General features: G+C 40.0%; 13 protein-coding genes and 3 pseudogenes. 8 read left to right on the top strand and 8 right to left on the bottom strand.

Annotated features, from left to right (window positions below):
* Nucleotides 1-1,377 (bottom strand): cytochrome P450 (locus ACE1AT_RS22170; protein WP_374872256.1); only part of this gene is annotated, 1,377 nt, incomplete at its 3' end.
* 1,474 nt (nucleotides 1,378-2,851) lie between these two features.
* Between ACE1AT_RS22170 and ACE1AT_RS22165 the strand changes: the two genes are divergently transcribed.
* On the top strand, nucleotides 2,852-3,334 hold the full coding sequence (locus tag ACE1AT_RS22165) for a hypothetical protein (RefSeq protein ID WP_374872254.1): 483 nt from the start codon (nucleotides 2,852-2,854) through the stop codon (nucleotides 3,332-3,334).
* 136 nt (nucleotides 3,335-3,470) lie between these two features.
* A complete protein-coding gene (locus ACE1AT_RS22160; protein WP_374872252.1) occupies nucleotides 3,471-5,135 on the top strand; it encodes an NAD(P)/FAD-dependent oxidoreductase in 1,665 nt (554 codons plus the stop codon).
* Nucleotides 5,136-5,478: 343 nt separating this feature from the next.
* On the opposite strand, the gene ACE1AT_RS22155 is transcribed toward ACE1AT_RS22160, so the two are convergent.
* From ACE1AT_RS22155 to ACE1AT_RS22140, 4 genes are all read right to left on the bottom strand, one after another.
* Nucleotides 5,479-5,910 (bottom strand): transposase, encoded by a 432-nt coding sequence (locus ACE1AT_RS22155; RefSeq protein ID WP_374872250.1) that lies wholly within the window; start codon nucleotides 5,908-5,910, stop codon nucleotides 5,479-5,481.
* A 185-nt stretch (nucleotides 5,911-6,095) separates the two neighbouring features.
* A complete protein-coding gene (locus ACE1AT_RS22150; RefSeq protein WP_374872248.1) occupies nucleotides 6,096-6,623 on the bottom strand; it encodes a hypothetical protein in 528 nt (175 codons plus the stop codon).
* A 342-nt stretch (nucleotides 6,624-6,965) separates the two neighbouring features.
* Nucleotides 6,966-8,522 carry an FAD-dependent monooxygenase gene (locus ACE1AT_RS22145; RefSeq protein ID WP_374872246.1) on the bottom strand — a complete coding sequence of 519 codons (1,557 nt, stop codon included), beginning with the start codon at nucleotides 8,520-8,522 and terminating at the stop codon, nucleotides 6,966-6,968.
* A 27-nt stretch (nucleotides 8,523-8,549) separates the two neighbouring features.
* On the bottom strand, nucleotides 8,550-9,170 hold the full coding sequence (locus tag ACE1AT_RS22140; protein WP_374872244.1) for a TetR/AcrR family transcriptional regulator: 621 nt from the start codon (nucleotides 9,168-9,170) through the stop codon (nucleotides 8,550-8,552).
* A gap of 246 nt (nucleotides 9,171-9,416) precedes the next feature.
* On the opposite strand from ACE1AT_RS22140, the gene ACE1AT_RS22135 reads away from it, so the two are divergent.
* The 3 genes and pseudogenes from ACE1AT_RS22135 to ACE1AT_RS22125 form a co-directional block, all read left to right on the top strand.
* On the top strand, nucleotides 9,417-10,154 hold the full coding sequence (locus tag ACE1AT_RS22135; RefSeq protein ID WP_374872243.1) for an SDR family oxidoreductase: 738 nt from the start codon (nucleotides 9,417-9,419) through the stop codon (nucleotides 10,152-10,154).
* Between the two features lie 1,002 nt (nucleotides 10,155-11,156).
* A pseudogene (locus ACE1AT_RS22130) lies at nucleotides 11,157-12,809 on the top strand (NB-ARC domain-containing protein); the annotation flags it as partial.
* A gap of 59 nt (nucleotides 12,810-12,868) precedes the next feature.
* Nucleotides 12,869-13,206: pseudogene (locus ACE1AT_RS22125) on the top strand (winged helix-turn-helix domain-containing protein); the annotation flags it as partial.
* Between the two features lie 420 nt (nucleotides 13,207-13,626).
* On the opposite strand, the gene xisF reads toward ACE1AT_RS22125, so the two are convergent.
* Nucleotides 13,627-14,997 (bottom strand): fdxN element excision recombinase XisF, encoded by a 1,371-nt coding sequence (xisF, locus tag ACE1AT_RS22120; RefSeq protein WP_374872241.1) that lies wholly within the window; start codon nucleotides 14,995-14,997, stop codon nucleotides 13,627-13,629.
* A gap of 38 nt (nucleotides 14,998-15,035) precedes the next feature.
* Between xisF and nifH the strand changes: the two are divergent.
* Nucleotides 15,036-15,785 (top strand): annotated as a pseudogene (gene nifH / locus ACE1AT_RS22115) (nitrogenase reductase); the annotation flags it as partial.
* A gap of 167 nt (nucleotides 15,786-15,952) precedes the next feature.
* Complete coding sequence (gene nifD / locus ACE1AT_RS22110) at nucleotides 15,953-17,389, top strand: nitrogenase molybdenum-iron protein alpha chain (protein ID WP_374872239.1); 1,437 nt, start codon at nucleotides 15,953-15,955, stop codon at nucleotides 17,387-17,389.
* A gap of 279 nt (nucleotides 17,390-17,668) precedes the next feature.
* Here nifD and ACE1AT_RS22105 read toward each other — a convergent pair whose 3' ends face one another.
* Together ACE1AT_RS22105 and ACE1AT_RS22100 are read right to left on the bottom strand one after the other, a co-directional pair.
* Nucleotides 17,669-18,097: a type II toxin-antitoxin system VapC family toxin gene (locus ACE1AT_RS22105; protein WP_374872237.1), complete on the bottom strand. Its 429-nt coding sequence runs from the start codon at nucleotides 18,095-18,097 to the stop codon at nucleotides 17,669-17,671.
* Nucleotides 18,094-18,309 (bottom strand): hypothetical protein, encoded by a 216-nt coding sequence (locus tag ACE1AT_RS22100; RefSeq protein WP_374872235.1) that lies wholly within the window; start codon nucleotides 18,307-18,309, stop codon nucleotides 18,094-18,096. The genes ACE1AT_RS22105 and ACE1AT_RS22100 overlap by 4 nt, the downstream gene beginning before the upstream one ends.
* Before the next feature lie 219 nt (nucleotides 18,310-18,528).
* Here ACE1AT_RS22100 and ACE1AT_RS22095 point away from each other — a divergent pair, with 219 nt between their 5' ends.
* Nucleotides 18,529-18,834 carry a hypothetical protein gene (locus ACE1AT_RS22095; protein ID WP_374872233.1) on the top strand — a complete coding sequence of 102 codons (306 nt, stop codon included), beginning with the start codon at nucleotides 18,529-18,531 and terminating at the stop codon, nucleotides 18,832-18,834.
* Nucleotides 18,835-18,948 lie beyond the last annotated feature (114 nt).

Raw genomic sequence — 18,948 nt, 5'->3', positions numbered from 1 at the left:
CACCTTTTCAAATTTACATTTATGCATAAGGTTAGTGAAAAAGGTAAAGATCAGAAGACGTCCTATATACTCTCCTATACACCTACGCGATCCAATTCCAAATGGATAGAACTTATCAAGAAGGTTTTTTCTCAGTTTGCCGTTTTCATCCAAAAACCGATAAGGGTTAAATTGTTCAGGCTCTTCCCAATAGCGTTCATCACGAGTTAGACCATAGTAATTAACAAGCAAGGGAGTATTTTGGGGGATAAAGCAACCCTCCAATACAACATCAGTGGTTGTAGCATAAGTGATAGGTGGTAAAGTAGTGATAGAAGAGTGGCGGAAGATTTCGTTGATACAAGCTTCCATCAATGGCAATTTGCCACGATGCTCTAAGCTAGGTTGTTGTTCTCTGCCAACTACTTCATCGAGTTCTCTATGAATAGCAGTTTGGATAGCTGGGTGGGTAATCATGTAAAGCACACCCCACCGTAACATAAAACTAGCAAGTCCTGCGCCTGCTCCCGCCAGCTGCATCAACGATCCATTAACAATATCATTTTCGTTCAACCGAAGGTCGTTTCGGTCTGACTCAGTTAGCTCACTGCTAGCTTTAAAAAGTGCGTCTGTAATGTCCCGCAAATTCTCTGGGTCTAAGGACTCTCGATGCTGGTCTACGTTTTTAGAGACGTATTTTTCTAGTGCAGCCAAACCCTTGAGAAAATTGCGTAATGATTTCCAGCGAGAGAGTCGATAGATTGGTTGACAAATTTTTGGTATGTGCTCCAATCTAACAGCTTCTAGGACTGTGGGGATATACTTTAAAGTATAAGCAGTTGAAACAAATTCCATATCTTCTTGAGGATCATCAAGATTGCCTCTTTTGCCAAAGATTTGTCTTTGCATACAACTTAAGGTGGCTAGAGGCATATATAAATCAGGGTCAAAAGGTTTACCGCTAAATTTTAAGAAGATATTTGTCAAATCTACAGCTTCTTCGATTGCCCAACTTTCGAAGACATCTGATCTATTCACCACAAATGTATGTATGATTTTACCTAAAATGGTATGGTGTTTTCTCCAAGATTCACCACTCTTCAACTCCAGAAATTGAGATTGAGGTGGTTGTTGAAAGATATCAAAATCTGCCCTAGCGTTAAAACTATCCTGCTGTTTCACTAAAGCTTCTTTGATAGTCTCAAGCCCATTAAGTACAACTAATGTTTTGGCACCCACACGAATTTGGAAAATATTACCGTACTTTTTGGCTAGTTGATTCAATGCTAAATGCAAGTGTTTACCCAGTAAGGGCCACATATCGACCAGATGAACTGTAGGCGGTTTCGGATGGGCAATCTTGTTTAACTGTGTGGAGGTTGCTTCTTGATACAACATAGCTACTTTTCAAATCAAGTTTGGACAATTATTGTTTACAAACATAATGATTGCCATCTGAACGGGTAACACATCTATCTCAACTATGTATAAAATTGGATTCATCCCGTTCAGAAACAAAAGTTGATTCTTGTTTTATTTGGAAAACAAAGAACTGAAGTTTTTTCTAGGTAACTTCATATATATGAATAGCTTGCTATTCTGTATTTCTGGCTAGGTAACAGTGAAAGAAGGTTAGATGTATAGGAGAGACTAAAAATATATATGATAAGGCTTCTTTATTGTCATTGGCTTTAAATGATAAATTAAGGGTTTGGGCTTTATACTGAAAATGACTAAAATACATCAAATTTGCTTGGTGCAAGAAAGGAGTAATAACTATTTCTGATTAGAGAGAATTGTCAAGTTAATCATTTAATGTGAATGAATGTAAGTTAGGCGAGAATCGGTTCTGAAATAAACTTAAGGGGTACGAGCAGTTATAGCCAGTGCAGATTAGGAATTTAAGGAAGAAATTTAAGTTAACAATCAAGTTACAAGAGCAAAAAGAGCTAATAAATTAGCATAATTGTAACTGTTCAAACAGTATTAATTACATACTGATTATTTACTAGGCAACAATTTCAGCCCATTTTTTGTGTAATTAATTTTGTGCGACTACAACTAGCTATATAGTTTCCTGTTTATTGTATCCAGGTCACAGTTTTTGGGCTATGCTACAAAAACACCAGAGAGACGCGCTTATTTTTAGACTTTAGACAAAAAAAGTTCTAGACGGTGGATTCATAATATCAACTCTCTATAATCTCACAAAAGATTTATCTGTGCGTCTGGAGATCCTCATGTAGCCCTATCATCATCTGTCGCTGGCTTTTGGAGAATTGATATAGGTTTAGAGATTATTTATAAAGTAAATCTTAAATCGTATCAGTCCACTACAGTAATTTTATTTTTACTTTGTACATCTCGAAGGACTGTCTCATAGTAAAGACCATCCCTTACTTTGTGCATCTCTAATATGTACTTTTACCTTTTAGGACTACTCTAAAAGCTTAAGTTCCTCCTTAAGTCCCTAATCTTTACTGGCTATAACTATTTGTACCCATTAAAGTTTATTTCTATAGGCAGTAAAGGTGTTACTGACCATGGGAATGTTTATTGAGAGCAGCCTTACTAAGTACACCGCCCGTTACAAAAATCCCCTCTAACGCTATGCGTAGAGTTTTAACTTCATACTTAAGATGCTGACACCCCACTACCCCATCTCGACGTCTGAATAAATCAATATCAAGATCAATACCTCTTCAGCTTGCCCAGATAGACACCTCAGACTGTTCTCCTATGCAGTCAGTCCCTTACTTAGTAAAAGACAAGCGAAGGAGTGATCACCCATCAGTTTGCCACAGAGCTTATCGGACTAGAACCGATTCTCGAATATTAACCATAATTTCATTGAATAAATAGGAGACTCACAATGACTAATTTAGTACCCGCCCTAGTTATATCTTTATTCGCGTTTGCAACTGGTTTCTTTGTTTTGCTTTCTTATATAGAAAAGCCGATCTGGCCTCTTATGTTTAAAACGGCAAGTCCAAAAGTTGGAGACGAAGATGCTCGCTTGATACACGCCGAACTCAAGCGCGTGATAAAGATCGCCCCGCCTACAATGAAGACCGTACTGGGCAGTGGAACAATCTTCACCTTAATACAAACATGGCAGCGTGATTTTGATTGGGCCTCGCTTACGGTTCTAGCTTTCTTGATCCCATGCATGAGCTATATCTTTTCAAACGTGAACAGCCGAATTCAGGCAGTTGATGAGGTTCCGTCTAATGGAGATATCGAGGATGTACGACGGGGGCTTGGGCGGCTCGCGGCGATTCATCACATAGGACTTGCAACCGCAGGTGGGCTGACATTACTCCAATTAGTCATCGGAATTGTCTTATATCGGTGACATGGCTGAAATCTGAATTTTCAGTTGAAGTAGATCCAAGTCAAAACGGTAAAATCATACCTTCCGCAACTTTTCGAACATCCTCTCACAGAGACAGTATTTATCTTTTAATTAACCTATTTCGAGGAAATGAGTCATGATTTCTGACAACAATAAGCAATTTGATGTGATTATTTTAGGCTCTGGACTTTCAGGCTCAGTTTTGGCAACGATTCTAGCAAAACATAACATTAGAGTTTTAATGATTGATAAGCAAGCTCATCCAAGATTTGCCGTTGGAGAGGCAATGACTCCTGACACAGATTTAATGATGAGTATTCTTAGTCATCAATATTCTATCCCTGAACTTGCATACTTGTGTTCTTTCGATAATATCTGCGAACATATTTCACCTTCCGCTTGTGGATTAAAGCGCTCATTCAACTTTGTATACCATGAGGAAGGAAAAGAACAGACTTTGCAAAAAGCTAACCAAATTGGTGTTACTCGTAGCAGTCACTTATTTCGTCAAGATATAGATCACTATATGGCAAAAGTTGCTGTTAATTATGGTGCAAAACTGTTAGAAAATACAAAGGTCATAAATATAAATATAGACAAAAAAGGTGTGGAAATCGAGACAGAAGGGAATAACAAGTACACCGCAGATTATTTAGTTGATGGCAGTGGCTACAATTCTCTTCTTAGTCAAAAATTTGATTTGCGAGAAAAACCAACACGTTTAAAAACTCATTCTAGAAGTATTTTCACTCACATGACTGGCGTGAAAAAATATGATGATTGTATTCAGTCAACTGAAAAAAATAAATATGAACTCCTTTGGTATCAAGGAACTCTTCATCACATATTCCATGGTGGTTGGATGTGGGTTATTCCATTTAACAATCATGAAAAATCAAATAATCCTATTTGTAGTATAGGATTAAATCTAAATACTAAATACTTCCCCAAAACCGATATATCTCCTGAAGAGGAGTTTAAAAATTTCCTTACACGTTTTCCTGACATAGCTATCCAGTTTGAAGATGCTACACCTGTTCGCAAATGGGTATCAACAGATCGTCTACAGTATTCATCACATACGTGTGTGGGAGAAAGATTTTATCTACTTCCTCATGCGGCAGGATTTATCGACGCTCTTTACTCTTTTGGGTTGGTAAATACTTTTACAATTATGATTCCCTTAGCATCCCGAATTATGAAAGCTATTGTAGAGAATGATTTTTCTAAAGAAAAATTTGCTGACATTGAATCTTTGCAGCAAAAACTTCTCGATTACAATGATGATTTAGTCAACTGTTCCTACATTTCTTTTGGTGATTTTAATCTTTGGGATGCCTGGAGAAGAGTTTGGTCAATAGGAACTTTTATGCGTCAAATGAAAGCAGGATTAAGAAAAAAATTAAAAATTGCAGCTGGTAAAGGTGAAGAGCTATCACAAAACCGTGATGAAGATAGCTTAGACAGTTTAACTCCTAGCTATGAGGGATTGGGAGATAACTTTTTCAAAGAAGCTACTGCAATATTTGAAAAGGTAGGAGAAGGTTTAATATCTCCAGATGATGCGTCATCTAAGATTATGTCTTTGATTAGCTCAATTGACTTTTTACCAGAGAATTTTTTGAACATGAAAGACACATCTCAAAAAAATCTAGATTTAGCATCTCATTCCTTTTTCTCCGAATATTTACGTTTTATGTCTTGGGTGAAAACTAGCGAAAAACCAGAGGTTAAAAAGTATTTTGACTACGATCAAGAAGATTTAATATCTGCCTCCGTCTCAATGTCGGCTCACAACTAGTAAATTTGAGAAACAGAGAGTTGGTATTATGACATTATGAGGCAACCTAAAAACTCTTGTCATTACCAACATGATTCAAGAGACTGGGTTGTACAATTAGCAACCCAGCACATATCGATGAATCGGCTCGCTATATGTGTTGAGTTAGTCGCCAACCTAAGGACTATTGGGAGCTTAGAGAACAGAAGTATAAACTAGCCTCAGTAAATCGAAAAGTTTTTCCCCAAGAGAGCGATCGCTAATTTTTTGTAATCCATGATACATTTTTCTGCTTAACTACGCTGACCAGGAAGCTGGTATATATTAGTTAGACTTATAGTCAAGCGATGACAATTTCTTAGTGCTAACCCGATGAAATATAAATACCTTCAACAGTTCCATATTTGCGTTCAACAACTTGACGTAGAAACGCTAACATTTGTTTAAGACAAAAAAGTTTACGATAAATTAATCGTCTACCCTTTCGTTTTCGACTAATCTTAAACCGCATATGATAAACCCAAATATTGACCAAGACAAAAGAAATACCAACAAATAATAATCTCAATATGGGCTTCTTATTATTTGTTCTGATTCGGCAGAGATTTTTTAACCTATAACTGCTTTCAATCCCAAATCTTTTCCGATAATCTTGATGAATGTAAGATAAATTTATTTGGGATTTATAAACAACATAAGCAAAGTATTCAATTCCGTATTGCTTTCTCTTGCCTTTTTTGTATTTGCAAACAATCCATAAATCAAAGCTAACATGATTATCTTTTCCTTGACTCATTGTATAAGTAGTTTTATAACTATTTCTGCCTTTAAGAAATTGCTTTATTCCACCTTGTTTTCCTCAACTAAAGTGCTGGCATTACAAAGGGAATATCCAAAGCTTGCAGCCACCTAATAACAGAAATACTAAAAAAACCTCTATCTAAATAAAGTGTTTTTATGTTGACTTTAAGAGCGTCAAGTTCAGCTAATAAGTAGGTTATGATAGCAACATTTGTATCTAACCAACGGACTCCTCTTAACGAAGCGTGTAATTCTTTTCCCTTTGGTTAATATATATATAGTCGCATAAGCATAAAAAGAACAAGTTCCTGATTTAGCCTGACTTCTATAAATATAAGGCTCTTCATCACTATCAGGTTTTCCATAGTAGGGAATCAAATTTAAATCAATAGCAATCTTATGAGAGGCTTTTTTAATTCGATGAGGAATTCTACTTTTTAGAGCTAAATTTATTTGATTTTCTAGCTGCTCAAATTTATTTATTTTATCCAAATGATATCTTATATCACTTCCACTTGGACTACTTTTTAAAATTTTCGTTGTATTCTCAATACTGTCTCCGCTACTTGCTGCTTTTATTAAAATCTCAAATAAAGTTTTCTGGTCACAAGCTCCTTGTGTTTCAATTGAAATATTTTCACTTAAACAATTAAGAACTTCGTCAAGGGTTTCTGAATCAGTTAGTGCTAGTTGTTTTGGTGAAGTCAATGGTAATTATTAGGGTGGACGTACATTCCTTATAATTTCATTTTTAGAAATTATTTTCACTAACTATAAGATTTATTTATGTTAAAAGTATCTTTTAGAACTAGATTGTACGGAGAGTCGAATTGGCGATCGCCCTTGAGAAAAACTTTGCGATTTACTGAGCCTTTGATTATGATTCCTCCTTCAAGAAACAGAAATTTTTCTTTAGATCATTGAGAATGCGATCGCGCTCCGAGTAGTAGTCAGCAAAGAAAACTATGACAGGTATAAAGAAGGACAAGTAACTAAACAGAATAAATTACATACTGATTCCTTACTAGGCAACAAATTAATTCTGTGCGACTACTTAAACCCATTCATGTAGGCTTTGAGATCATCCAAGGATAAGTCCGTGGAGATGAATCCGATGTAATTATCGGGTCTCAACAGTACCTTGAAAGATTGGCTAATGCCAAAGATTTCCACAACGTGGGGGTAAAGTGGAATGACGTTGAAATCGATGAAGTGACTGTATTCTTTTTCAAGTCCCAACTTCAAATCTTCATAACTGTGTTCCCCACCAGAAAAAACAAGCAGATGAAATTTTGGAGCGCGAAGTTTATCGTAAACATTCACCCCATCCACCAGAAAATATGGCATTCGATCTCCGGCTTTGACCTCAAACTCGTGACTGCCCTGACGCCAACTTAAAGAACTGTCGCGGTAGTTCAGACCAATTTCAGAAACTAGCTGAAAGAGAAACTCTTTTGCCGTACCAAAGCGCGTCACGATACTGGCGAGACTTGGCAAAATGTTGTCACGTAAAAATTGGAGATACCACTTGTCGCTCACCGCGACATCAAAAAACTGGTCAGTTGTCTGCAAGAGCCGTTTTGCATTAGCCAGACGTTCCTCATTGTAACTTTCGAGAAGCGAATCCTTAGCATAGCCGTTCAAAACAAAACCGATCTTCCATGCCAGGTTATAAGCGTCCTGGATACCCGTATTCATTCCCTGCCCCCCCGTAGGCGTGTGAATATGCGCGGCATCTCCAGCAAGAAAGCATCTGCCAATAGAGAACTTCTCGGCACGACGAGTATGGACTTTGTAACTCGAAAACCAGTGTACATTCGTAATCTCCAATGGGCGCTTCACAAATTGCGTAACCTTGTTTTCGACTTCATCGTAGGTTACTTCTCGATCAACTTGATCATCATATTCAGGCAGGTTGCCAATTAACCTCCAGTGCTTCTCGCCTTTCATAGGAACGATCAGCACAAATGAGTTCTCTCCCAGAGCAGCGTAAAACGTTGCCTCATCCGCTTGGAACTCCATATCCACATCTGTGACATAAAACAGGCGTGGGTAAGTCGAACCTTCAAAGCGGAGGTCGAGGAGATGGCGTGTTGGACTGCTTGCGCCGTCACAACCCACTAGGTATTGGGCTTCAATAGTCTGTGTTTTGCCATTTGCGTCTTTGAGAACCGCTTTCACGCCCTCTATATCTTGCGTCAGGCTTTCCAGTTCGGTCTGCCATTGAACGTCTTTGCCTTTGTGTTGAAGATGCTCGTGAAGCAGATGCTCATTTTTGCTTTGTTCAAAAACGAGCATAAAAGGAAAAGGGCTAAGTCGTCTGCCGAAGTTGGAAAAATCGAAGCGGGTGAAGATTTTACCGTCGTGCATCAGGTTGCCTTTCTGAACCATCTCGCCGCCTTCTACTGCTTTTTGCGCTAGATCAACCTGGTCGTAAATCTCCAGGGTACGCGCCTGAACGACCAGAGCCTTTGACAAATTGGTGACACCTTCTTTCTTGTCAAAAATCACAAAGTCGATGCCATAACGCATCAATTGCACGGCCAGCGAAAGCCCGGTCGGACCGGCTCCGACGATGATAACGTCGGTTTTGATCGTTGTCTCCATGTTCTTAACCTCTTGTGAAAGTCAGTCTTAGTCAGCATGAACGTGGTCAGGATGAGCATTAATGCCGTATAGCAGTTGGGCAACCAGTTCTGCCCACGGGCAAATCGGCAGACGCGCTAAATGCGTGGTCACTACTGTTCCGAGAAGCGTTCTGGCAGTCAAGGCCGTATCGTGGGGTCGCAACTCCCCAACCTGAACACGCGTTTCCAGATAAGCTCCTAACGCCGCGATCCCTTCTTCTACGACAGCGTGTAGACAGGCCGCGACTTCAGGGTTGTTCTGGCTTTCGCGCACTATGAGGCGAAACAGTGCCTCCTTACGGTCAAGCAGCGCTGAAAAGTCCTCTGCTACATCCCGCAGAACGCGTGTCGTCGCTTCGCCATGCTCCACTAAAAGCAGCACGCGCAGCTCCGGCAAAAAGCTGTGCCGCTCCAAAATCGCCCTGAGAACCTCGCTCTTGCTCGGGAAGTAGTGATACAGCAGACCCACCGCCACGCCCGCCGCTGCTGCGATCTGTTTAATACTCGTCGCGTCGTAACCCTGTTCAGAAAACAGCTCCAACGCGGTATCCACCAGACACTCGCGCCGCACGATCGCCTGTTGCCGTCGCAAACTTTTTGCTTGCATATTTAATGATTGAGCGTTCATTCAACAAAATTGTAGCACAACCTTTTGGAAGAAACCTATTTTTTAGTCTCGCCCTTTGTATAAAATGGAGAATTTTTGGTTGTTAAGAAAGCAGGCGATCGCTCTATTATGAATGCTGTTTCCGTCTGATTCACTCCGAACTGAAACCCTGATTATTACGTCAGTTTCCAAAACTTTGTGATCTGCTGACTGTACTGTTATAATTCCGTGCGGCACATCTTCAAAAATAAAGGATAAAGGGAGATCATGCTTGATTTAGAAGAAAAAGTAGCTTTAATCACAGGTGCATCGCGTGGTGTTGGCGCTGCTACTGCACAAATACTGGCTGAACGTGGAGTTGATATCATCATCAATTACCGTAGCAAAGCGTCGCGGGCTGAGGAAATTGCGACCAAGGTTCGCACTCTGGGTCGTCGTGCTGTTCTTGCACAAGCAGATATCACTAGTGAAAGTGACATCCGTGCGATGATTCAGATAGTCAGCACTCATTTTGCCCGTCTAGATTTGCTGATTCTGAATGCGAGCGGAGGTTTGGAAAAGGACAAATCTGCCGATTACGCAATGCAACTCAATCTAACCGCACAAGAGCGCATGGTAGATGCAGCAACACCACTAATGCAAGCGGGGGGGCGCATTATTTTTGTGACCAGCCACCTTGCTCATTTCTACAAACAGAAGCCTGTATATAAAGTCTATGAACCTGTTGCCGCAAGTAAATATGCTGGCGAACAAGCCCTTCGCAATCGTATTCCTGAGTTAAGCAATAACGGAGTTAGCCTTGTAGTCGTGAGTGGTGATCTCATTGAAGGCACAATAACACCAAAACTCATGGAACGATCAGATCGTGGATTAATTAGCACACGGCGTGAACAGGTAGGTTCGTTACCAACTGTTGAGGAGTTTGCGTATGCTATTGTTGATGCCTGTGCCAGTTCCAACCTAAGTAGTGGTGCGACAGTTTTTGTTGGAAGCACAGACTGGTAGGTTCTTCATGAGCCTATAATTTTCTAAGTATCCTCTTTATTGTTTCGGTACTACTTTCAATCCCCCATTTTTCTTTAACTTTTTGTCGCACTTTTTTTAATTGTCTTGGTTCTTGTTTTGCCCACTCTCTAATTTTTGATTCTTGCTCAGGATTAAATATTCGTTTTCAGCCTCTTCCTACTTTGTTATATAGTCCTACCATTCCCTCTGATTCTCATCAATTTAACCAGTCATATCTTGTCTTTTTTTGTACATTGAGCGTTGTCAAGCTCACCTTATACCAAATTAGATGAACTTACCCCGATAGTTCAAATAGGTATTAATATATTTTATAGAATCTGACAAATTAGTGTTTTAAATTAATTTTGGTGCATAAGCTGTGTTCTGAAGAGGTGACAAATGATGTCCAACACAGGGCAAGCCTTACGCTTTCATGACTCCTGAAAATCTGAGAATTAATTTTAGCGATCCCTAACAGAAAAAAAGGAAGTTTTGAGTGCTGAGGTGTAAATAAATCTTGATAAAGCTTTGTGTATTTTCAGTATCTGTTCCTTGAAAGGCTTACTCTAACATGTTCTTTTTATACAGTAATAACTGTTATTTTATATATTTTTTACTCAAATTCAAGTTTTTGCCGAGTTTTTGAAGATATTAATGATCCGTAATTAATGTGTTCTTTTTTTAGTTCGCTGTTTTTACCAAACTTAGTGATTGTATAAGGAAAACAAAATTCGTATAATTTTAAACAGCGTCTATTAACAACATTTTACGCTAATATTATAAGCAGCGTTTGTTTATTAACATTCAAAAAGATATTCATATCAGTTAAACCAATATGAGTTTTGAACATTTGGTAGCTTACTGAGACTAAAAGCTGAACTAGTAGAGGAAAACATGAAAGAGAATAGGCACAGAGAGATTGTAAGTGTATCGTAGTAATCTTTCTTTTTTTGCTAGTGATCTCAAGTATTCAGCCAAACTTGTTTCTTACGAGAATTTAATATGAATTCACAAAAGCGCCAGCGTGGGGTTATCCTCAGTCCTGAAGGATTGCAAAAACTCCAAGATGCCAGACTAAAGTTGGAAGCTCAAGAGAATTTTGGACAGAGGTTCACTTTTGAAAAATTAAGTGAACTCACCAGATTAGATATTCATACAATTACTAGAATGCTGAATTGTAAACAAGGAGTTGATAAGCGAACACTGGAACGTTTTTTTATAGCCTTTAATTTAGAACTGAGAGAAAGTTATTATTCAAATCCATACACTATTCATCGCCAAGATTGGGGACAAGCACCCTACATTTCAGATTTTTATGGACGCAGCTCAGAACTTGCTACATTAGAGCAATTGATTCTAAAAAAGCGTTGTCGATTAGTAGCACTTGTAGGAATGGGAGGAGTTGGTAAAACGGCTCTTTCTATCAAGTTAGCACGAGAAATTCAGGATCAGTTTGAGTACGTTATATGGCGATCGCTACGGGATGCTCCGCAACTTAAAGACCTTCTATCTGGCATACTCCAAGTATTCCGTAACGAGCAGCGAATAGATACTGATTTGCCAAAAAGCTTAACTCAATTAAAATTGCAGCTGATTGATAATCTACGGCAGTATCGTTGTCTATTGATTCTCGATAATGCAGAGTCGCTACTGCGTAGTGGTAATCAAATTGGAGAATATCGCGAGGGATGTGAGGGGTATGGTGATCTTCTGAGGCTACTAGGAGAAACAACTCATCAAAGCTGCTTGATGTTGACTAGTCGGGAAAAGCCTAAAGAAGTAGCATTACTCGAAGGCGAAGCACTACCCGTACGATCATTAAAACTAGGTGGTCTGAAGGCAGTGGACGCGCAGGAAATCTTTAAACTCAAAGGAATATCTACAGTAGAAGAACAATGGTCAACAATTACTGAGCGCTATGCTGGTAATCCATTAGCATTGAAGATAGTTGCTACAACAATTCAAGATGTATTTGATGGTAGTAAAGTTTGTGAGTTTTTAAGACAAGACATGACTGTTTTTGGTGACATTCGCAAGATTTTAGACCAACAATTTGAGCGTTTATCAGATTTGGAAAAAGATATAATGTATTGGTTAGCGATTAATCGTGAATCGATTGACATCTCCGAATTACAAGAAGACATTGTTTCACCAATACCACAACTAAAATTAGTGGAGGCTCTGGAATCTCTGGGACGGCGATCACTTGTTGAGAAAAAAAACGCACTCTTTACGCTACAACCTGTAGTTATGGAGTATGTGACTCAGCAATTGATAGAGCGAGTTTGTAAGGAAATTGTTACTAGTAATATAAACTTGTTCAAGTGTTATTCTTTAATGAAAGCGACAGCGAAAGACTATGTTAGAGAGACTCAAATTAACCTTATTCTCAAACCAGTTATAGATGGACTACTCAATGTTTTTAAAAACAAAAAACTAATTGAAAATCAGCTAACTCAAATTATAGTAAAACAGCGAGAGACATCTTTGCTAGAACAAAGTTACACAATTGGAAATATCGTGAATTTGTTTTGTCAATTGGAAACTAATCTCAATGGCTATGATTTTTCTCATCTGACGGTTTGGCAAGCAGACTTACGGCGTGTGAATTTGCATAATACGAATTTCTCTTATGCTAATGTGGATAAATCTATGTGTTAATACGTTAAAAGCACGTATCTTTTCTCAATACCTTCATAGAGTGAAATAATTTAATTTCTGGCATCGGTGATCGCCGATGCCAAAATCAAGGAGCAAAGCCATTAATTGAGGATGTTGAACAAGCACGGTTATGGCAGGTTTTACAGGTAAATGCTCCAGACGGAGGACTGTGGAATGGTCGCAAAGTCGCAGATTGGCTTACGTCTGTTAGCGGGCGACAAATTAGCCGACAAAGAGAATGGGAAATATTACGGCAAATGACTTTTAGGTTGCGAGTACCTCGTCCATCTCATACCGAAAGTGACCCGGTTGAGCAGGAAGATTGGATAAAAAACTAGCTACAGAAGTTGAAGAACTCCAAAATATCTGGCATGGGCTTTCTGTAATGATTGCAGTTGTAGTTGTGGTAAACAACAACTCTACTACGGAAAGCCCTCTTTCTTTTGGCGAAGGTATTGCTTCTCGTATACAAGCTTTTGATGTCTATTTAGTACATTTGCACCGGGGGAAGTTCAGGTTAAATGCGATCGCGTATTTCCAGAAGTTCGAGAAATGATATGTCGCGTCACGGGTATCTGTTGAGAAAGATGGGCAAATAACCTCAAATGTGATCGCTATTAACAGAAATTTCCAATTCTTGGATTAACGTAAAATTAGCGCTTCAAAAGACTCATCATGAAAGAGACAGCAGCACAGATATTAGTTCGCACAGCCCAAAGATGGTACTCGATCCGCCACTTAGATTCAGATACAAGAAAGCGACTTATGGCTTTAAGCGAAGAGGATTTTCAGGTTGAATACAAGAAACTAGTTAAACCAGTAGCTTGATTTCCAGTATCTTGCCATTTAGAACTTTCACATAATCAACCAATTCTTTGTAGATTGGTTGTTTGTCTAGCCAAGACAATTCGCCCCAATAACCAATGTTGCCAAGGCAGGTAGTTAGTGTTTTTACTAAGTCAGTACTTACTTGCTTTGCTGCAACCTCTGTTTGCTTAAGTACTTGTATTTCTAGCAAGGTTTGTTCAATTGCGTTTTGAATAATGGGATTTTGGGGCAATAGTTTCAGCGCTTTTAATTGCTCTTGTCTAGCGATTAACTCAGGACTATCCTCAAATGAAGAAGATATATTTGCTACAGTATATGTTCGGATTTCCTCATATCGAGCAGCTAAAGCAGCATCTACGGCTGAAATAATCTCTGGCAGATATGTACTAGTTTTGTTTCCACAAAAAGCATCTCCGAGATTTTCGTGTTTTTTGCACCTAATTCGATAAGTTGACCATTTGATTTTTTTACAAAAGCACTTATACCCACAGTCACCACAAATAATTTGCCCTACTAAGGGTAATGGCTCTTTAGCACTATCCTTGTTGTTGCCGTAACTGTACCTGTGTCGGTTGTCTTCCAGTTTTTTCTTTATAAGTTTAAATTTGTCGCTAGAAAGTAGTGGTTCGTGAGTATCTTGATGTATTTCCCATTTTTCGGGGTTGTTCAGATTTCCCTTCACATTGTAAGCAGTATGCCCTCGTAGTACTGGGCTAGTTAGCCAGTAACGTAAACCCGCAGCTGTCCATGAAATACTATAAGTATCCAATATATGCTTGGCGGTACTTCTTAAGGTTGCATTGCCAGATAAAAAATAGTCAATGATTTCAGATGCGATCGCCCAGTTAGATTCACCCGACTCATGCAGCGTCATATCAGGTGCGTATTTCTCATCAATCCTGCGATACCCAAAAGGTGGCCGTGGGGATGCTTTTTTCTGTTCGCGGAAATAGTTCAGCCCGTGCCTAATTCGATCTGAAAGTAATCTCGATTCAAATTCCGCCAAACCTGCCATTTGATTAACACTGAACCACCCAAAAGGTGATGATGGATCAACTGGGGCATCCAAAACAATTAATTTCACTCCAAACTCTTCAAGGGTTACAAGCGATCGATGGATAGTAATCACACTCCGTGCTAATCGATCAATACGAGTGATCACAATTTCAGTTATTTTCCCTTGCTTGCACATGGCAAGCATATTGTTAAATTCCTTACGCTTATCTGATCGCCCACTCTCAATATCTGAGAATACTAAGATAGCACCTGCCTTCTCAACACGGGCTGTCTGTTGTTCCAAAGCATTTCCTTCATCTTGTTCTCTTGTGGATACTCTGACGTAACCGACTCGCATAAATGCTCATGATAAACTGACACTTTTGTTAATTATACTCTACCCGTTTAATGCTTCACAGTAAAGCTCAAACCACCGTGCTGCACTTAGCAGCAGAAAGAGGTGCAGTAGAAGACTTAGAACTCGAAGAAGTAATGTTAAAAGGTTTCCGTGATGTTAAGTGCGTGGAATCTGGTGGTCCCGAACCTGGTGTAGGTTGTGCTGGTCGTGGTATCATCACCGCCATTAACTTCTTGGAAGAAAACGGTGCATACCAAGACTTAGACTTTGTATCCTACGACGTATTAGGTGACGTTGTCTGTGGTGGTTTCGCTATGCCTATCCGTGAAGGTAAAGCACAAGAAATCTACATCGTTACTTCTGGTGAAATGATGGCGATGTACGCTGCAAACAACATCGCTCGCGGTATTCTCAAGTATGCTCACTCTGGTGGTGTACGCTTGGGTGGTTTGATTTGTAACAGCCGTAAAGTTGACCGGGAAGCCGAACTGATCGAAAACCTGGCTGAAAGACTCAACACCCAGATGATCCACTTCGTACCTCGTGATAACATCGTTCAACACGCTGAGTTGCGTCGTATGACCGTTAACGAGTATGCACCCGACAGCAACCAATCTCAGGAATATCGTGCATTAGCTAAGAAGATCATCAACAACACCAAGCTCACCATTCCTACACCAATGGAAATGGATGAACTGGAAGCCCTGTTGATTGAATACGGTATCCTTGACGATGATACCAAACACGCAGAAATCATCGGCAAACCAGCTGAAGCTTCTGCTAAGTAATCCTAACACTCTCAAGCAGAGATAGGAAAAGTATGAAGTACGAAGTATGAAGTATGAAATCTTCCCTTCTTTCAGCCTTCATCCTTCTACCTTCATCCTTCCTCTTCCCTAATCCTCCCTTCTATACCTGAAATTACCCGAATCCATAATTCTAACCGAGGCAGACAATGACACCTCCAGAAAACAAGAACCTCATAGAAGAACATAAAGAACTAATTAAAGACGTTCTCCAAGCGTACCCTGAAAAATCTCGCAAAAAGCGGGAAAAACACCTCAACGTTCACGAAGAAGGCAAATCAGATTGCGGTGTTAAGTCCAACATCAAATCTGTTCCTGGTGTAATGACCGCCCGTGGTTGTGCCTATGCAGGTTCAAAAGGTGTGGTTTGGGGTCCCATCAAAGACATGGTTCACATCAGCCACGGTCCTGTTGGTTGCGGTTACTGGTCTTGGTCTGGTCGTCGTAACTACTATGTTGGTAAAACTGGTGTTGATAGTTTCGGCACTATGCACTTTACCTCTGACTTCCAAGAACGAGACATCGTTTTTGGTGGTGACAAAAAGCTCACGAAGATGATTCAAGAAATTGAAGAACTCTTCCCTCTCAACCGAGGTATCAGTGTTCAGTCTGAATGTCCTATTGGTTTGATTGGAGATGACATCGAAGCTGTAGCTAAGAAAGCTGCTAAAGAAATCAACAAGCCCGTTGTACCTGTACGTTGTGAAGGTTTCCGGGGTGTATCTCAGTCATTAGGACACCACATCGCTAACGATGCTATCCGTGACCACATGTTCCCTCGCTTTGACAAAGCGAAGAAAGAAAACACACTCACGATTGAACCTGGCCCCTACGATGTCGCCCTGATTGGTGACTACAACATCGGTGGTGATGCTTGGGCAAGCCGGATGTTATTAGAAGAAATGGGCTTGCGTGTTGTTGCTCAGTGGTCTGGCGATGGTACTGTTAACGAATTGGTTAATGGTCTGGCGGCTAAGTTAGTTTTGATCCACTGCTACCGTTCCATGAACTACATCTGCCGTGCTTTGGAAGAAGCTTACGGTATGCCTTGGATGGAGTTTAACTTCTTCGGTCCTACCAAGATTGCTGCATCTCTGCGTGAGATTGCTGCTAAATTTGACTCTAAGATCCAAGAAAACGCAGAGAAGGTGATCGCTAAGTATACCCCAATCATGAATGCGGTAGTCGAGAAATACCGCCCCCGCCTCGAAGGTAACACCGTTATGCTTTATGTTGGCGGTTTGCGTCCTCGTCACGTTGTACCTGCTTTTGAAGACGTGGGTATCAAAGTTATCGGTACTGGCTACGAGTTTGCTCACAACGACGACTACAAGCGCACCACCCACTACATCGATAACGCCACAATTATTTACGACGACGTTACCGCCTACGAATTCGAGGAATTCGTCAAAGCTAAGAAACCTGACCTGATTGCTTCTGGTATTAAAGAGAAATATGTATTCCAGAAGATGGGCTTACCTTTCCGCCAAATGCACTCTTGGGATTACTCCGGGCTTGGCGACAGCGTGCGAAAGTCAGGTAGGGCAAGGTTTTTTAGTGGTGAGAAAAAAAGAGTCTATCTTTAGCCTAAATATAAATTGTAGGGTTATCTAGGAACAATATATTTTTGCTGCTTTAGACAATATAACTCTTATTGGGTCTGGTTGTTGGAATTTTGGTTAAATTTTGCTTACCTAAATAATGTAAATATAAAGACTATTTTGATTTATTCTTTTAGATTAAATGGGGCGGCAGTTATGTAGTTATGTAGTGTGCATCAGCTTGGATAGGCTATTTCATCATGAAAATTAATTGATCCTGACGCACCCTACTTGCTAGATCGCACCCAACATCCAAAAACCTATTTAAACCGTCCAATCCTCTATTAACAATCCTGGTACTTTGCTGAAATCTCGGTGATTTCGGGTTAATAAAACTAATTTACGGGATAGAGCGATCGCCGCAATCCGTGCATCCATTCTTGCAAGTTGAATACGTTGAGCTTGTAATTGACTCAACGCCGCAGCAGATCCAGCATCAAACGACACAAGCGGTAGAACTTTAAAATCGTTGACAAGGCGTACCATCATCTCATAACCCTTAACGACTTCGTTTTCGTTACGGGCGCGACTAATATACGTATGACTACCAAGAAGCTGCTCATGAAACGTCACAATTGAAACTGCAAACTCCGATAGCGGATATTGAGTCATGCGAGTTGAAAGATTGAGGTAATCTTGTCCTGTCTGTCGTTGGATAATGCTGAGATGATCTGTATCCAACAAATATTTCATGGCTGATCTTGAATTTCTATTATCGGCTCGTCGGCTTGACGAATCTCGCGTCCATAAGCGAGTATCTCCTCAAACGCAGGCTCATCTTTAAATGAACCTGTAATTTGTTGCAGCCAATTTGTTGATTGAGAAGTTGCTAGTTGCTGTTGTAATTCCTTAACCGCCGCTTCCACTGTTGCGAGACGTTCTTCTAAAGAAGTATTGGTTGACATTTGCAGTTTTTCCTAGCTATATCACTTCTGTTTGAATTTTAACGCACCTGACAAACTATTTACCCCGTATTATTTAGTACAGCTTCACATTAAATTGATATTAGTTACGATTTGTGAAAAAAATCACTTAGAATACTGTTCTCACTCATCACTGGTTAAGAAAGTGCCAAGGACGGGAATGCTAAAAAGAGCAATTTAAAACTAGCTTTGAGATCATCTATGTTTCTAACAAAAACTTTGCAAAAAGCCCGCCTTCGATGCGATCGCAATCTCATAATAGGGTTTTTGATCCTGCTACCCGTTCACTTTGTCCTAGCGAAATTAGCAACAGCATTTACATTTCCAGATGGGACAACTGCAATTTGGCCTTCATCTGGCGTGTTTTTGGCAACGCTGCTGTTATTTGGGCGGCGTTTTTGGATTGTCTTGCTGCTTTGCGACTTTATTATTAACCGGGCGCTATTTTTCAATACGCCTGCTTCTTTGGTAGTTGCGTCAGTGACATACTCCCGACGCTCATGCTGACGCATAGAGCGCGGGCTTCTCAGTGACTCCAGCTATTGCTTCGGACGTTACCTGAGCTTTATTGACGGAATGCCCTACCGCCAAATGTTTAATATTGATTGCTGCGTTGTGGTC

Origin of the sequence: Pelatocladus sp. BLCC-F211 (genome assembly GCF_041928655.1) — a bacterium.
GTDB lineage: Bacteria > Cyanobacteriota > Cyanobacteriia > Cyanobacteriales > Nostocaceae > Pelatocladus.
The sequence above is the reverse complement of the archived record's forward strand: the minus strand, read 5'-3'. Positions and strand labels throughout refer to the sequence as shown.